Here is a 16,900-nt window from a genome sequence, read left to right on the forward strand (position 1 = left end):
AGTTTAAATACTATTTTATTGTATTTTGACAGGCATTTAATGGCTTTAAACTAAACATATTCTATATAATGAAAAAGACTTGTATTCTGCTATCAATGTTTGCTTCCGCCTTGATATCAAAAAATGCTTTGGCACAATATCCCAATATACCTGCTGATATTAAGGCGCAAAGTGAGGCAATGATGAAAGAAAACGAGCGTAAATCCGATTCGGCATGGAAAATTGCTTACAAAGTGGTTGATTATGATATGAGGCACGGTAAGCCTTTCATTCCATGGGCTGCCCGCCCGAATGATTTGCCACAATCAGACCGTTTGGCCTTCCCCGGTGCCGAGGGTGGCGGTGCACATTCTTTTGGCGGTAGCGGCGGTAAGGTTTACGTAGTAACCAGTTTGGCCGACAGCGGCCCCGGTACACTGCGTTGGGCCTGCGAGCAAGGCGGTGCCCGTATTATTGTTTTTAATGTAGCTGGTGTTATCCGTATAAAAACACCACTTATTATAAGAGCTCCTTACATAACTATCCAAGGTCAGTCTGCACCAGGCAGTGGTGTTTGTATAGCCGGCGAGTCAGTTTGGATCAATACGCACGACGTGGTAATCCGTTACATGCGTTTCCGCCGAGGTGAGACTAATGTTGGTCGTCGGGATGATTCGTTGGGCGGTAACCCGGTAGGAAACATTATCATTGATCATTGCTCTACCAGCTGGGGTTTGGATGAAAACATGTCTATCTATCGTCACATGTTCGATCCGGGCGATGGCAGCAAAGAAGAAAAATTGGGCACGGTTAACGTAACTATTTCAAATTGTATTTACTCAGAATCTTTAGATACTTGGAACCATGCCTTTGGTAGTACCACCGGTGGCGAAAACAGCTTGCTGATTCGCAATGTGTGGGCTGATAACACTGGCCGTAATCCGTCTGTTGGCTGGAATGGCATTTATAACTTTGTCAATAACATTGTATTCAACTGGGTACACCGCTCAATGGACGGTGGCGATTATACAGCTAAGTTTAACATCATAAATAACTATTTTAAACCAGGTCCGGCTACGCCTAAAGAGGGCTTGATTAGTTACCGTATACTGAAACCGGAGTCGGGCCGGAGCAAGCTTAAAGAACGCGTGTTTGGAATGGCCTATGTGAATGGCAACATTATGGAAGGCAACGCCAAGGTTACCGCAAATAACTGGGACGGCGGTGTGCAGGTTGAAGGCGCTGGTGGCAAAGAGCAGGAAGCAGGAGAATACGCGCCTTACATGAAATGGAACAAACCATGGCCAATGCCAACTGCCAAAATCCTGACTGCTGAACAGGCGTTTAAATGGAATATTGCCAATGCCGGTGCAACTCTTCCGGTGCGTGATGCGGTTGATACCCGTATCCTGAAACAAGTTGCTACTGGTAAAATTGAATACAAAGAAGGTGTTGAGCTGCCTAAAACGCAGTTTGAGCATCGCCGCTTACCAATCGATTCTTACAAAGTTGGTATTATCACTGATCCTCAACAGGTAGGTGGTTATCCGAATTATTCGGGTACCCCTTATAAAGATGCTGATAACGATGGTTTGCCTGATGATTACGAAGTAAAACATGGTCTGAATCCTAAAAATGCAAATGATTCGTCTCAGATGGCCAAAAATGGTGGCGGTTACAGCAACATTGAAGTTTACCTGAATGAGTTGGCCAAGAAGGGCGAAAAAAGTGTACCGGGAGTTAAATAAGGCTACTTATAGTGACGTTACGAAATTTATATCATAAAAAGTCTTTTCAGATTGGGATCGGCTTCATTGTAGGGTGTATGCTTATGCATGCACCCGCAATAGGCCAAAACAAAAAAAATACACCAAAGCCGCAGCCGCCTATATCAACTGATAAAAGCGGCAAGCTTGTTTATGCAATAGACAGTAGGGGCGATCGTGTACCCGATTTTTCATATTGCGGCTATATGGCATCCGAGCAGCCTATCCCAAATGTAGCTGTCAAGGTAGTGGTTCCTGTAAAAGCGGGCGACGCCACCTGGCGTATACAGGCGGCCATCAACTATGTAGCTGGCTTACCAGCTGATAAAAACGGTTTCCGGGGAACCGTACTGCTCGAAAAAGGAACCTATGAAGTTCAGGGTAGTCTCAAGCTTAATAAATCTGGCGTAGTTTTACGCGGCAGTGGTATGGGTACTGATGGTACTTTACTTGTTGCTGCCGGTAAAGACCGCGAAACATTCATTCGTGTGGAAGGTGTGAATGATAAGCAGGTTGGCGAATTAGTTAAAGTGACTAATGCTTATGTACCTGTTAATGCCAATACAATAAGTGTATCAGGCAGCAAGTTTAAGGCAGGAGATAATATAACCATTCATCGTCCAAGCACCCAAGCCTGGATTAATACGCTAGGTACCGAACACTTCGGCGGCGGTATAACTACACTGGGCTGGAAACCCGGCGAACGCGATATCTACTGGGACCGTAAAGTGGTTGCGGTTAATGGCTCCGCTATTACCTTGGATGCACCTTTAACTACCGCTTTGGATACTGCTTACGGTGGCGGAACAATTAATACCTACCAATGGGCTGGTCGCATCGCGCAAATTGGCATAGAAAACTTGCGTTTGCAATCAGCCTACGATACACAAAATCCAAAAGATGAAGCACACCGTTGGATGGCCATTACTATTTCCAACGCCAGCGATATCTGGGTTAGACAAGTAAGTTTTGAGCACTTTGCAGGTTCGGCTGTATTTGTTTTGGAAACAGCCAAACGTGTTACCGTAGAGGATTGCAAGTCCTTAGCACCGGTTTCTGAGATTGGCGGTCAGCGCCGTAATACCTTTTGGACTATGGGGCAGCAAACGTTGTTTCAGCGTTTGTACGCCGAAAATGGGTTCCATGATTTTGCAGTAGGTTATATGGCCCCTGGTCCGAATGCGTTTGTACAATGCCAATCTTGGCAGCCCTATAGCTTTAGCGGCGGTATTGACAGCTGGGCATCAGGTGTGTTGTTTGACGTGGTGTACGTAGATGGACAGGCCTTGAGCTACATGAACCGCGGGCAGGATGGACAAGGTGCTGGTTGGAACGCCGCCAACAGTGCTTTTTGGAATTGTTCTGCGGCTCGGGTTGATTGTTATCAGCCACCCACCGCACAAAACTGGGCTTTTGGTACATGGGCACAATTTGCCGGCAACGGTTACTGGGGCGAATCCAATAATAGTATAAATCCGCGCAGCCTTTACTATGCGCAGTTAGCTGAACGCCTAAATAAAGATGTTAAACAGCAGGCTGCAATACTACCTGTAGAAACCGAGGCATCAAGTAGTCCTACTGTTGCGCAAGCTGCGGCATTAACCGCTAACTCTGTTAAACCTGCTGTTACCATTTTGGATTGGGTTGATCAGTCATCTACCCGTAATCCTATTCCGGGAAACGCATCCGGCGTTAAAAGTATTTATCAAATCAAATATCCACAGCTGGTTCAGCCGGTTCAGGCTGCCACCATGCACTTAAGTAATGGCTGGTTAGTGAGGGGTAACACCGTTTTAACCGGCATGCGCCACGAGGTGCCTTGGTGGAACGGATCGATTGATCCTGTTTATTTGCAAAAAACGGCTAAACCACATATTACTCGCTGGGTGCCTGGACGTACTGGTACAGGGCTAACCGACGACATTACTGAAGTGAGCAACTGGATGCAGAGTAAGCACATTGTGGCTTTAGAGCATAATTATGCTTTGTGGTATGAGCGTCGCCGCGACGACCACGAGCGCATACGCCGTTTAGATGGCGATGTGTGGCCACCGTTTTACGAATTGCCTTTTGCCCGCAGCGGGCAGGGCAGCGCCTGGGATGGTTTAAGCAAATATGATCTTACCAAGTACAACTACTGGTACTGGAACCGCCTGAAACAGTTTGCCGACCTGGCCGACCAAAAAGGCTTGGTGCTTATCCACCAAAACTACTTTCAGCATAATATCATTGAAGCTGGTGCACACTATGCCGATTTTCCATGGCGTCCGGCCAATAACATTAATAATACAGGTTTCCCTGAGCCGCCGCCTTATGCCGGTGATAAGCGGATTTTTATGGCCGAGCAGTTTTATGACGTGAACCATCCGGTTCGCCGCAAATTGCACGAAGCCTATATTCGCCAGTGTTTGGATAACTTTAAAAATAATAACGGAGTTATCCAGTTTATTGGTGCGGAGTTTACCGGACCACTGCATTTCGTACAATTCTGGGTAGAAACTATTCAGCAGTGGGAAAAAGAAAAAGGTGAAAAAGAAACCATCGGCTTAAGTACTACCAAAGATGTGCAAGACGCTATATTGGCCGACCCTGCCCTATCATCAGCTATTGATGTGATTGACATTCGTTACTGGCACTATCAGGCTGATGGCAAAGCTTATGCACCGGCAGGATGCCAAAATTTGGCGCCACGCCAGCAAGCACGCCAGTTTAAACCTAAAGCCACATCGTTTGAGCAAGTTTACCGTGCCGTGTCCGAGTATCGCACCAAGTATCCCGATAAAGCAGTAATTTATTCTGGCGATGGATATGATCGATATGGCTGGGCTGCGTTCATGGCAGGTGGTTCGCTACCTAATTTACCGGCAGGGGTTGATACACAGTTTCTGGCTGCTTCAAGTGATATGAAATCAACGGCTGGTACTACAGAAGGGGAGTGGGTATTGGGTAATCCAACCAAAGGCTTTATCGTCTATACGAACACTACTAATTCTTTAAAACTGAACTTGGATGCCGATGCCCGTTATACAGCACGCTGGATAGATCCCGAAACCGGAAAATTTTTGAAAGGAACCATACAAATAAAAGGCAGCAATGCTGCCAACCTCACCAGCCCTAAAAGCGGTGCAGTAGTATTGTGGTTAAAACGTATTTAATATGCTAAAAAAGTTTCTTTATATACTAATTGCTGCGGCAATAACGACTTATGCATTCTCTTGGAACAACGCGCAAGAGTTGGAAAAGCTGAGTGTGTCTGCCAACCATCGCTATTTTGTATCGGGTAATCAAAAACCTTTTTTTTGGTTGGGTGATACCGGCTGGCTGCTGTTCTCCAAACTCAATCGCGAGGATGCCGAAAAGTACCTGGAAACCCGCCGCCAGCAAGGTTTCAATGTAATACAGGTTATGGTGGTGCATGATATTAAAGAAACCAACGCCTATGGCGATTCGGCATTAACCAATTTAGATATTTCTCGTCCAAAAACAACTGAGGGTAGCGATGCAGCAAATGCCGAACAGTATGATTATTGGGATCATATAGATTGGATGATAGATCGTGCGGCAGCCAAAGGGTTGTACTTGGCTATGGTACCGGTTTGGGGATCGGTGGTAAAATCAAAGGCAGGCATTACTTCTGAAAAGGCAAAGGTATATGCCAGCTTTTTGGCCAATCGCTACAAAAACAAATCAAACGTCATCTGGCTAAATGGCGGCGATATTGCCGGCACTGACTCAACCCGAGTATGGAACACTATAGGCAATGTATTGCATACCGAAGATGGTAATCACCTGGTTACTTATCATCCCCGTGGCCGCACTACTTCGTCTATCTGGTTTCATAATGAGGAATGGCTGGATTTCAACTGTTTCCAATCGGGCCACCGTACCTATGCGCAGGATACATCCAAAAAAGACTTAAAGTATGGTGAAGACAACTGGCGCTACGTAAAAGTTGATTATAACAAACAGCCGGTTAAACCTACGCTGGACGCTGAACCATCATATGAAAGAATCCCACATGGACTGCACGACGTTACACAACCCCGTTGGACAGCCGCCGATGTGCGCCGGTACGCTTACTGGTCAATTTTTGCGGGCGCTTGCGGCTATACTTATGGCAACAACGACGTAATGCAAATGCATAAGCCCACGGATAAAAAAAGCGCTTATGGCTCTAAAGAATATTGGTATCAGTCTATTAATGATCCGGGTGCACTGCAAATGCAATATGTGAAAAAGCTGATGCTATCACGCCCTTACTTTGAGCGGGTGCCCGATCAGTCGCTTATTGCTGCCGGCAAGCAGGGCAAACGTTACAACTACCTGATGGCTACCCGTGGCGAAAAGTATGCTTTTGTGTATACCTATACCGGGCGCAACATCAACGTAAACGCCGCAAAATTGCCGGGCAAAAGACTAAAAGTAAGCTGGTTTAACCCGCGCACAGGTGCTGTTACCAATGCAGGTGTACAAACCAAAGCCGGTGTAATGAACTTTAATCCGCCCGGCGAAGTAGCCAATGGTAACGACTGGGTGTTGATTTTAGATGAAGCGTAATTGAGGTATTTGAAGATGAAAGGAAACAAGATTTACATATGGCTGCTCTTGGCGTTAACGCTCGCTTCGTGCGCATCAAAAAAGGATGTCTATATGTTTACGTCCTTTCATGAGCCTGCTTCAGAAGGTTTGCGTATGTTGTACAGCGATGATGCTTATCATTGGACTGATCTAAATCACGTTTTCCTGAAACCGGAAGCCGGCGAGGCAAAAATTATGCGCGATCCGTCTTTGGCGCAAGGCCCGGATGGTACCTTTCATTTGGTGTGGACAACCAACTGGAAAAATGATAACGGGTTTGGTTATGCCAGTTCCAAAGATTTAATTCATTGGTCGGCCCAGCGGCATATTCCTATTATGGCCAGCGAGCCAAACACTGTGAATGTATGGGCGCCAGAGTTGTTTTATGATGATGAGCAAAAGCAATTCATTATTGTTTGGGCATCAACCATTCCATTCCGTTTCCCGAAAGGGCAGGAGGACGAGAACAACAACCATCGCCTTTATTACACCACCACTAAAGACTTTGTGACCTTTACTCTGGCGAAACTGTTTTTAGATCCTGGGTTCAGCGTGATAGATGCACAGATAGTAAGAGTAGCTAAGGGAAACTACGTGCTGGTAATGAAAGACAACACCCGGCCGAACCGGAATATACTGGTGGCTTCGGCCAGCAGCCCGCTAGGCCCGTATAGTAATTATAGCAAACGTTTTACAGAGTTGTACTCAGAAGGCCCTAATGCAACTAAGGCTGGTGATAAGTGGCTGATTTACTACGATTCTTACCGGTTAAAAAGATACGGTGCCATGGCCACGTTTGATTTTAAAACTTTTACCGATGTATCGGGGCAGGTAAGCGTACCTGAAGGACATAAGCACGGAACGATATTCAAAGTGTCCAGAAAAACATTAAACAACATTAAAAAAGAAGCCGGTCATCTATAAAGGCTGATTTATAAATATTAGCATGCTGAACTTTAAAAACATATTGCTATTACTTACCACCGGTTTAGGCTGCCATGCAGCCTTTGCACAAGATACCGTACGTTATGTTGGCAATACAGTAGTAAATGTAGATTATCATGATGGTCGCCTTACACCTGTAGTAGGCGTTCATAGCAAGCAAATATTCAGGGCCAATCGCGAGCACCCCGAGCAGGCTGAAGGGTTTGGTTTTACCTATAACCATGCGCCCATGCTGGCCTATTGGAACAACACGTTTTATGTAGAGTATCTGAGCGATAAAGTAGGGGAAAGCGTTCCGCCAGGTCAAACATTGGTGATGACCTCAAAAGACGGTGAAAGCTGGACCAAACCCGAAGTGGTTTTCCCGCAATACAAAATACCTGATGGTACCACCAAAGAGGGCCACCCCGGCGTTGCCAAAGATTTATACTCGGTAATGCACCAGCGCATGGGCTTTTACCGGTCAAAATCAAACCGTTTGCTGGTGCTGGGCTTTTACGGAATTTGTTTAGATGCACATGACGATCCGAATGACGGATTAGGCATTGGCCGTGTAGTGCGCGAAGCACTGCCTAACGGCAAATACGGCCCCATCTATTTTATCCATTACAATCCTAAATGGAACGAAAGTAATACAGCTTATCCATTTTATAAAAAAAGCAAAAATAAAGCTTTTGTACAGGCTTGCGATGAATTGATGGCTAACCCGCTGATGATGATGCAATGGGTGGAGGAAACCGACCGCAAAGATCCATTAATTCCTCTGCATAAAGATTACAAAGCATTCAATTTTTACCACCTGCCCGATGGCCGTGTAGTAGGCTTATGGAAAAACGCCTTAACATCCATCAGTACCGATAACGGTAAAACCTGGCCAACCAATGCATCCCGAGCCCCGCGTTTTGTAAACGCCAACGCTAAAATTTGGGGGCAGCGTACCAGTGACGGGCGCTATGCTACGGTTTATAACCCGTCAGAATTTAGATGGCCGCTGGCCTTATCTGTAAGTCAGGATGGCTTGAATTACACAAACCTTTTACTGGTAAACGGCGAGATATCTACTATGCGTTATGGCGGTAATTATAAATCATACGGTCCGCAATATGTGCGGGGTATCATTGAAGGCAACGGCACGCCGACGGATGGTAAGCTATGGGTAACATACAGCATGAACAAAGAAGATATTTGGGTATCATCCATACCTGTGCCGGTTGCCGATGCTGTAACCGAGCATGCTGACGAAGATTTTGCCAAACTACCCGCCGGTAAAGAACTGGACAAATGGAACACTTATAGTTTGCAATGGGCACCGGTAGGCATCGACAAAGCGCCTGATGGTACCAAAGCTTTGGCTTTAAAAGATTGGGACAGGTTTGACTATGCTAAAGCTGAAAGAGTTTTCCCCGAATCAAAAAAAATAGCCGTTGAGTTTACCATAACACCGGCTCAAAATAATAACGGGCAGCTGGATATTGAATTCCAGGACGCTAAAGGTCAGCCCTGCATCCGCTTAACGTTCGATTCAGCCGGTGTGTTCAGAACTAAGGCAGGTTATCGCAACAAAACTTTAACCAAATATGAGGCCGGTAAAACTTACACTGTTAAAATGACACTGAATGCCGATTCGCGTTTTTACACCGTCAATATCAATGGTAAAAATTTATCACCTTCGTTGTTTTTTGCCCCGGTAACCAGCATTAAAAAAGTAATGTTCCGTACCGGCGATGTAAAGCGTTTCCCGGATGCTGATACGCCAACCGATCAGGATTTTGACTTAAAGAATGCCGGTGAGCCGGTTAAGGCTGCTGCGTTCTATATCCACTCATTTAAAACCGCTAAGTTTTAATACCATGCATCTATCGTTAACCAAATTTTACAAACCATTTATCGCAGCCTTGCTGCTGTTATGCAACAGTGCAGGTGCCGAGGTGGTATTGCCTAAAATTTTGGGTAACGATATGGTGTTGCAGCGTAACCAACCGGTACCGGTTTGGGGAAAAGCATCAGTTGGCGAAGTAGTAACAGTTAAGTTTAGCAAGCAAGTAAAAAAAACAACTGCTGATACGGCGGGTAGCTGGAAAGTGATGCTGGATCCAATGTCGGCATCAGCACAAGGGCAAACCTTGTATATAAGCGGCAGTAACGCCATCGAGCTAAACAATATACTGGTAGGCGAGGTGTGGCTATGCTCGGGCCAGTCGAACATGCAATACGAAATGCGTAAAAATAGCAAGGTGCGTAAACCAGACACCAGTACGGTAAATTCGCCTGTTGATGAACTTGAACGTGCGCATAATCCGGCCATCCGTATATTCATGGCTACGCAAAAGAACTTGCTTAAGCCCGATGCAAAACACGAAGGCTGGAGCATAGCGCAAGATTCGGCTTTGCGGGCATTTTCGGCGGCAGGCTATTTTTTTGCTAAAAATTTATACCAGCATTTACGGGTGCCTGTAGGCGTTATCTGCTCATCCGTTAGCGGTAGCCGTATTGATCCTTGGATACCTGAGCCCGCTTTTGCGGAAGAGTCATACTTTAACAACATTAAGGTAGAGGGTGACCCCGGCAAGTTTTATGCAAAAATGATTGAACCACTGGCACCGTTTGGCATCAAGGGTTTTTTATGGTATCAGGGCGAAAGCAATTGCTTTTTGGGTGAAACCATTAGCTATACCTACAAAATGCAGGCGCTCATTAACAGTTGGCGCAAGCTCTGGCAAAACAAGAATCTGCCTTTCTATTATGTGCAGATAGCTCCCTTTTACTATTCAAAAAGCAAAGGCCAGGTAGCTTACACACCGCAAACGCTGCCCGAGTTCCGCGAAGCACAAACAGCTGCCTTGCAAATACCGCATACCGGCATGATCATCACCACAGATTTGAACGATGATATCAACAACCTGCATCCGCCCTTTAAGTGGGAGGTTGGCCGCAGGTTGGCTTTGCAGGCATTAGCCAACACTTATGGTTTTAATAAATTGGTTTACGCTGGCCCGGTGTACCGGGGTATAAAAAAGAAAGGTAGCCAGATAGAGCTCAGTTTCCGTTCGGAAGGTAGCGGTCTGGTGAGTCATGATGGTAAGCCGTTAAATAATTTTATCATTGCTGGTGCCGACGGAAACTTTGTAAATGCCGATGCGAAAATCAAAGGCAATAAAGTGATTGTTTCATCACCAGCGGTTACTAAACCTGTTGCTGTACGCTTTGCCTGGGATGAAGCGGCTCAGCCCAATTTTTATAACAAAGAAGGATTACCTGCAGTGCCATTCCGTACCGATAACCCACTAAAATATACTTATCATCCATAATTGCTAAATGAAGTCTGTTGGTCTGAAAATATTTGTACTTACACTGTTAACCACTTGTTGGGTAGCGGCTTTCGCGCAACAAACGCAAAAGTCATACCTATCGGGTACCGGTAGCGATCATACCGTAAAATGGCAGTTCTACTGTACAGCGGGCCGTAATTCAGGCAAGTGGACTACCATTCCTGTGCCATCCAATTGGGAGTTGCAAGGCTTTGGCAAATACAACTATGGGTTTAATAAAGATAGTTCACGTGGTAAAGAGGTTGGCTTATACAAGTATCAGTTTAAAACACCTGCTAATTTTAAAGACAAAACAATCAACCTGGTTTTTGAAGGCGTAATGACTGATGCTGAAGTAAAAGTAAACGGCAAAGCTGCCGGACCCATTCATCAAGGCTCCTATTACACATTCAAATATAATGTTACCCCGCTTTTAAAAGCAAGTGGCAACAATTTGCTAGAAGTTAAGGTAGCTAAACACTCGACCAACGAGTCGGTCAATGCAGCCGAGCGTAAAGGTGATTTTTGGATATTCGGCGGCATATTTCGTCCGGTGTACCTGGAGGCCTTGCCGCAACAGCACATTTCGCGGGTATCTTTAGATGCTCAGGCCGACGGCGCTTTTAAAGCTAATGTTTACTTCGGTAATTTGAAAGAGGCTGGCGTTATATCGGCCCAATTATATGCCGCAGATGGTAGTAAAGCAGGCAACGAATTTAGCGTAAATATTAAAGCAGGCGATACCACTGCGTTGCTTCAAACCACTTTGCCTTCGCCTAAATTATGGTCGTCCGAGTTTCCAAACCTATATGAGGTTGTGTTTACCCTGTTGCAAAATGGAAAGGCGGTTCATACCATTAGCAAACATGTCGGTTTCCGTACTATTGAAGTTAAATCGCGGGATGGCGTATATGTGAACGGCACTAAAATGAAATTTAAAGGTGTAAACCGTCATTCGTTCTGGCCATCAACAGGTAGGGCTATAAACAAGGCCTTAAGTATTACCGATGTCAATCTAATTAAAGACATGAACATGAATGGCGTGCGGATGTCTCACTATCCGCCCGACGAGCATTTTTTGGACGTATGTGATTCGTTGGGCTTGTTTGTGCTGGACGAGCTTGCCGGATGGCACGGACATTATGATACGCCCACAGGCACCAAGCTACTGAAAGAAATGATGGTGCATGATGAAAATCATCCATCCATTGTATTTTGGGTAAATGGTAACGAGGGCGGACACAATTATGAACTGGATGCGCTGTTCCGCAAATGGGATATGCAGCACCGTCCGCTACTGCATGCCTGGGAAGATTTTGGCGGCTTTGATACGCAACACTATCGTGATTACAATTATGGTATCGGCAACTATGATAACGGCCATAGCATTGTAATGCCTACCGAATTTTTGCATGGTTTATACGATGGTGGCCACGGTGCAGGCTTGCAAGATTACTGGGAAGCCATGTGGCATAATCCGCTTTCGGCCGGTGGTTTTTTGTGGGATTTTGCCGATCAAGGGGTAGTGCGTACCGATAAGAATGGCAAGATAGATACTGATGGCGACCATGGTCCTGATGGTATTGTAGGCCCCTACCGCGAAAAAGAAGGTAGCTTCTTTACCATTAAAGAAGTATGGTCGCCGGTACGTTTTGATAAGCAGGAATTAACTTCATCTTTTGATGGCGTATTCCACCTGGAAAACCGCTACAATTTTACCAACGTCAGCCAATGCACTTTTGCAGGTAAACTGGTGCGCGTAGGTGATACCTATGGCAAAGCAAAAGCAGCCGAGCAGCGCTTTGCTATAGCTTCGCCCAACATCAAACCATTCGAAAAAGGTGATTTAAAAGTAAATCTGCCGTCTGACTGGAAAAGCTACGACTTTTTGTACATAACCGTAACCGACGTATACAAGCGCGAACTGTTTACCTGGAGCTGGCCCATTACCAAACCTGAGCGTACCGCCCGCAAAATTGTTGTTAAAGATGCACCTGGCAGTGTAATGGTATCTACTGTCGATTCACTTTACCTTATTGCGGCTAACGGCATTAAGCTATCCATCAACAAAAACAACGGTTTGCTGCAAAGGGTTGAAAATGGCAAAGGCATAATACCTTTTACTAATGGCCCAGTAGTGCAGCAAGGTGTTAACAATTTTGCCGGGTTTGATACCCGGATGGAAGGTAAGAACCTGATCATTGAATCCAAGTTTGATAAAAAGAGTAGTTATAATACCCTGCAATGGACTGTATACCCTTCTGGCTGGGTTAAAATGCAGGTGCGTTATTTTCCCGGCGATTACTTTACCGATTTTGCAGGCGTCAATTTTTCGTTCCCCGAAAGCCAGATGAAGTCAGTTGAGTACATGGGCAGCGGTCCGTACCGGGTATGGAAAAACCGCATGAAGGGTACCCGGTTAGGCGTATGGAAAAAAGATTACAATAATACCGAAACGGGTGAGGCCTGGGTATACCCCGAGTTTAAGGGCTATCATTCAAATTTGTACTGGTGCAAATTCATGACCACAAGCCAGCCGTTTACGGTAGTGGCCGAGGATGAAGATACATTTTTACGCCTGTTTACCCCGGCGTTTAAGGATGACAGCTGGCACAATTATTTGATTAAGTTTCCATCTGGTGACATTTCGTTTATGCAGGGCATAGGTGCCATTGGTACCAAAACCCAACGTGCCGAAACCACCGGGCCAATGGGGATGAAGCATGCGTTTTATGATTATGATAAAACTAAAATGCGTGCTAAAGAACTAAATTTATACTTTGATTTTTCGGGCAGATAACGATATGAAAAGAATTTTTAAACATACTGCCTCCATTATATTAGGCTATTTATTGTTGATGGCGTTAAAAGCTAATGCTACCGATATACAATTGCAGAATTTGCGTTGCGAAATGCTGGTTGATCCGCAAGGTATTGATGCAATACATCCGCGTTTAAGCTGGCAAATTAATAGCGATGAAAGAGGCGTATTGCAAACGGCTTACCATGTTTTAGTGGCTTCATCGCCGCAAAAGCTGGCCGCTAACCAAGGCGATTTATGGGATTCTAAAAAGGTAGGTTCCGGCGAATCGGTAATGGTTACTTACGCAGGTAAGGTATTAACCAGCCGTGTGCCCTGCTATTGGAAGGTTAAAATTTGGACTGCGGACGGTGAGAGTAAGTGGAGCAAACCCGCCTACTGGAGCATGGGCTTGCTTAACACTGCCGATTGGAAAGCCCGCTGGATTGGTGCCGAGCATGGCTTTGCATGGGATAGTGTTTCCAAATTCTCCCGCTTATCTGCCAGATATTATCGTAAAGAATTTCGTGCGCCACTGTCCGTAAAAAGAGCTACGGTGTATATTTCCGGGTTGGGCCATTACGATCTTTACATTAACGGTAACAAAGTAGGCAATCAGGTGCTGGCACAAATGCCAACGGATTACAATAAAACCATTTTATATAACACGTTTGATGTCACATCACACATCAGGAAAGGCGGCAATGCCATAGCAACTGTTTTGGGTAACGGCCGGTACTTCACCATGCGGCCTAAATACAAACCGAAAAAAATCAAAGAGTTCGGCTTTCCAAAAATGCTGTTGCAGCTTGAGGTAGAATATACCAATGGCACCAAGCAGCTTATTGTGAGTGATGCCAGCTGGAAAATGACTGCTGATGGCCCTATCCGTACCAACAATGAATACGACGGCGAAGAATACGATGCTACTAAAGAACTGCCCGGATGGAATCAAACAGGTTATCCCGACAGCAAATGGTTAAAGGCCGAATCGGTTCCGGTGCCTTCCGGTAAACTGGCGGCCCAGATGAGTGAGTATATCAAGGTAATGCACACCATTAAGCCTAAAAGTATTACCGAGCTCAAAGCAGGTACCTATATTATGGATATGGGGCAAAACTTTGCGGGATGGGTTCAAATGAAAGTGAAAGGCAAACGTGGCGATAAAGTTACCCTGCGCTTTGCTGAAACCTTAAAACCTAACGGCGAGTTGTACACCGCTAATTTGCGCGATGCAAAGGTGACAGACGTGTATACTTTAAAGGGAGGCTCAGCCGAGGTTTGGCGTCCGGCATTTGTTTATCACGGCTTTAGATACGTAGAAATTACCGGCTATCCGGGTAAGCCTGATGGGGATGATTTTGAAGGTCAGGTTGTGTATGATGCCTTGGCCACTACCGGTCAGTTTGAAACTTCAAACCCGGTCATCAATCAGGTTTATCAGAATGCTTACTGGGGCATTCTCAGCAATTACAAAGGCATGCCGGTTGATTGTCCGCAGCGCAACGAGCGCATGCCCTGGTTGGGCGACCGTGCTACCGGCGCATTGGGCGAAAGCTTTATGTTTGATAACCAGAAGCTATATGCCAAATGGCTAGATGATATTGAAGACTCGCAAACAGCCGAAGGGGCAATACCTGATGTGGCACCTGCATACTGGAACTACTATTCGGACAATGTAACTTGGCCAAGCACCTACCTGCTGATTGCCGATATGCTGTATAAACAGTACGGCGATGCGCGGCCTATAGAAAAGCATTATCCTTCTATGAAAAAATGGCTTAACTACATGCAAGCCAAATACATGAAGGATAACATTATTACGAAAGATAAATACGGCGACTGGTGTGTGCCGCCCGAATCGCCTGAACTGATCCATTCTAAAGATTCATCACGCAATACCAACGGGCAGTTGATTGCTACCGCCACTTATTTTAGGATGTTGTTTTTAATGAAGCGCTTTGCCAAGATGCTCAATAAGCCAGATGATGCGCAGGCGTACTCGGCACTTTCGGCAAAGATACGCGACGCGTTTAATGCCAGATTTTTTAATCAGCAAACGCACCAGTATGATAATGGCACGGTGACCGCCAATTTGTTGCCATTATATTTTGACATCACACCAGAGGCCGATCGTAAGGCTGTGTTCGCCAACATTGTTAACCGGGTGCAAACTACCGATAAAGGGCACATTGGTACCGGCGTTATTGGTACCCAATGGCTGATGCGTGGATTAACCGAATATGGCCGGCCTGATTTGGCGTACCGCATAGCCACAAACAAAGATTATCCAAGCTGGGGCTACATGGCCGAACATGGTGCTACCACCATTTGGGAGTTATGGAATGGTGATACCGCAAACCCAGCCATGAATTCGGGTAACCACGTTATGCTGCTAGGCGATTTGATAGTATGGTATTACCAAAATCTGGCGGGTATCAAAGTGGGGGTTGATAATCCCGGATTCAAAAGGGTTTTGATGAAACCTATCCTTCCGGAAGGGCTCACTTTTGTAAAAGCATCTTACCAGACACCGTACGGCGAAGTAAAAAGCGAATGGCATAACGAAAAGGATTTTACCTGGAAAATTACTATTCCGGCCAATTGCACGGCGCAGGTTTCCATTCCGGCAACCTCAGCTAATTTGGTGAACGAAAGCGGCCACAAAGCAGCGGAAGCGAAAGGCGTTAAGTTCATCAAAATGGATAAAGACATGGCCGTGTTTGAGGTAGCATCTGGCAGTTATGATTTTAGTGTGCAAGCCAATAAGTAAACCAAAAGATAGAGTTATGAGAGGGTATAAAATATTATCAGGAGTGCTGTTTGCGGCTTTGCTGGCAACCATCACATTAACAGCAAGTGCCCAACAATCATCCGGCAACACAGACGCTGCTCCGCAAATGAGTGCCGACGCCCGTGTCAAGTCTGACGAGGAAGCAGATAAAAAGGCGGCGGAGTGGGTAACCTCGTTGAACTTGAGTGATAAGCAAAAAGCCCAGGCGGTAACCTCCGTTATTGCTACGCATTTGAAAACCATACGCGACTGGAATAACGAGCATCCTTACACCACTGTACCCGCAGGCATAAACCCGGCAACTGGTACGCCGCTAAATACTATGGACAGGCAGATCATTGCCATATCGGCCATGCCAAAATCAGTACACGAAAACCTGATGAACGGTTTACGTCAAAACCTTACCGAGCCACAGGTGGAAGCTGTACTGGATAAATATACTATTGGCAAAGTGGCGTTTACCTTGAATGGTTACAAATCTATCGTACCTAACTTAACTGCGGAAGAGGAGAAAGTGATTCTAGACAATCTGAAACAGGCGCGTGAGCAAGCTGTAGATTTTAAGAACATGAAACAGATTTCGGCCATTTTTGAAATCTACAAAACCAAGAATGAGCAGTATCTAAATGCACATGGCCGCAACTGGCATGAAATGTTTAAAGCTTATACTGATGCTGTAAAAGCTAAAAAAGCCGCTGCAAAACAGGCTGCAAAAGCTTCGCAGTAATCC

The 16,900-nt window shown here is 45.6% G+C and carries 9 protein-coding genes; all 9 read left to right on the forward strand.

Annotation, left to right across the window (positions count from 1 at the left end):
- Nucleotides 1–68: 68 nt before the first annotated feature.
- The 9 genes from GPM24_RS14405 to GPM24_RS14445 all read left to right on the forward strand — a co-directional run bounded on the left by GPM24_RS14405 (nucleotide 69) and on the right by GPM24_RS14445 (nucleotide 16,897).
- A complete protein-coding gene (locus GPM24_RS14405; protein ID WP_158827506.1) occupies nucleotides 69–1,727 on the forward strand; it encodes a pectate lyase family protein in 1,659 nt (552 codons plus the stop codon).
- A gap of 83 nt (nucleotides 1,728–1,810) precedes the next feature.
- Nucleotides 1,811–4,900: a DUF6298 domain-containing protein gene (locus GPM24_RS14410; protein ID WP_233268851.1), complete on the forward strand. Its 3,090-nt coding sequence runs from the start codon at nucleotides 1,811–1,813 to the stop codon at nucleotides 4,898–4,900.
- Between the two features lies 1 nt (nucleotide 4,901).
- Entirely contained in the window at nucleotides 4,902–6,302 is a 1,401-nt protein-coding gene (locus tag GPM24_RS14415; protein WP_158827507.1) for a glycoside hydrolase family 140 protein, read from the forward strand.
- A 15-nt stretch (nucleotides 6,303–6,317) separates the two neighbouring features.
- Nucleotides 6,318–7,247 carry a glycoside hydrolase family 43 protein gene (locus GPM24_RS14420; protein WP_158827508.1) on the forward strand — a complete coding sequence of 310 codons (930 nt, stop codon included), beginning with the start codon at nucleotides 6,318–6,320 and terminating at the stop codon, nucleotides 7,245–7,247.
- Nucleotides 7,248–7,269: 22 nt separating this feature from the next.
- Nucleotides 7,270–9,114: an exo-alpha-sialidase gene (locus tag GPM24_RS14425; RefSeq protein ID WP_158827509.1), complete on the forward strand. Its 1,845-nt coding sequence runs from the start codon at nucleotides 7,270–7,272 to the stop codon at nucleotides 9,112–9,114.
- A 4-nt stretch (nucleotides 9,115–9,118) separates the two neighbouring features.
- The gene (locus GPM24_RS14430) at nucleotides 9,119–10,576 is read left to right on the forward strand and encodes a sialate O-acetylesterase (protein ID WP_233268852.1); all 1,458 of its coding nucleotides are present in this window, start codon (nucleotides 9,119–9,121) and stop codon (nucleotides 10,574–10,576) included.
- Nucleotides 10,577–10,583: 7 nt separating this feature from the next.
- Nucleotides 10,584–13,376, forward strand: a complete 2,793-nt coding sequence (locus tag GPM24_RS14435; RefSeq protein WP_158827510.1) for a glycoside hydrolase family 2 protein — start codon at nucleotides 10,584–10,586, stop codon at nucleotides 13,374–13,376.
- 4 nt (nucleotides 13,377–13,380) lie between these two features.
- Nucleotides 13,381–16,149, forward strand: a complete 2,769-nt coding sequence (locus GPM24_RS14440) for an alpha-L-rhamnosidase (RefSeq protein WP_158827511.1) — start codon at nucleotides 13,381–13,383, stop codon at nucleotides 16,147–16,149.
- 16 nt (nucleotides 16,150–16,165) lie between these two features.
- Complete coding sequence (locus GPM24_RS14445; protein WP_233268853.1) at nucleotides 16,166–16,897, forward strand: DUF3826 domain-containing protein; 732 nt, start codon at nucleotides 16,166–16,168, stop codon at nucleotides 16,895–16,897.
- Nucleotides 16,898–16,900 lie beyond the last annotated feature (3 nt).

The sequence above is a fragment of the Mucilaginibacter lacusdianchii genome, assembly GCF_009770985.1.
Lineage (GTDB): Bacteria > Bacteroidota > Bacteroidia > Sphingobacteriales > Sphingobacteriaceae > Mucilaginibacter > Mucilaginibacter lacusdianchii.

What these genes read in the sequence shown, in the direction of transcription:
- GPM24_RS14445 (WP_233268853.1), top strand. Translation starts at nt 16,166, where the DNA reads ATGAGAGGGTATAAAATATTATCAGGAGTGCTGTTTGCGGCTTTGCTG.
- GPM24_RS14430 (WP_233268852.1), top strand. Translation starts at nt 9,119, where the DNA reads ATGCATCTATCGTTAACCAAATTTTACAAACCATTTATCGCAGCCTTG.
- GPM24_RS14420 (WP_158827508.1), top strand. Translation starts at nt 6,318, where the DNA reads ATGAAAGGAAACAAGATTTACATATGGCTGCTCTTGGCGTTAACGCTC.
- GPM24_RS14435 (WP_158827510.1), top strand. Translation starts at nt 10,584, where the DNA reads ATGAAGTCTGTTGGTCTGAAAATATTTGTACTTACACTGTTAACCACT.
- GPM24_RS14405 (WP_158827506.1), top strand. Translation starts at nt 69, where the DNA reads ATGAAAAAGACTTGTATTCTGCTATCAATGTTTGCTTCCGCCTTGATA.
- GPM24_RS14410 (WP_233268851.1), top strand. Translation starts at nt 1,811, where the DNA reads ATGCATGCACCCGCAATAGGCCAAAACAAAAAAAATACACCAAAGCCG.
- GPM24_RS14440 (WP_158827511.1), top strand. Translation starts at nt 13,381, where the DNA reads ATGAAAAGAATTTTTAAACATACTGCCTCCATTATATTAGGCTATTTA.
- GPM24_RS14425 (WP_158827509.1), top strand. Translation starts at nt 7,270, where the DNA reads ATGCTGAACTTTAAAAACATATTGCTATTACTTACCACCGGTTTAGGC.
- GPM24_RS14415 (WP_158827507.1), top strand. Translation starts at nt 4,902, where the DNA reads ATGCTAAAAAAGTTTCTTTATATACTAATTGCTGCGGCAATAACGACT.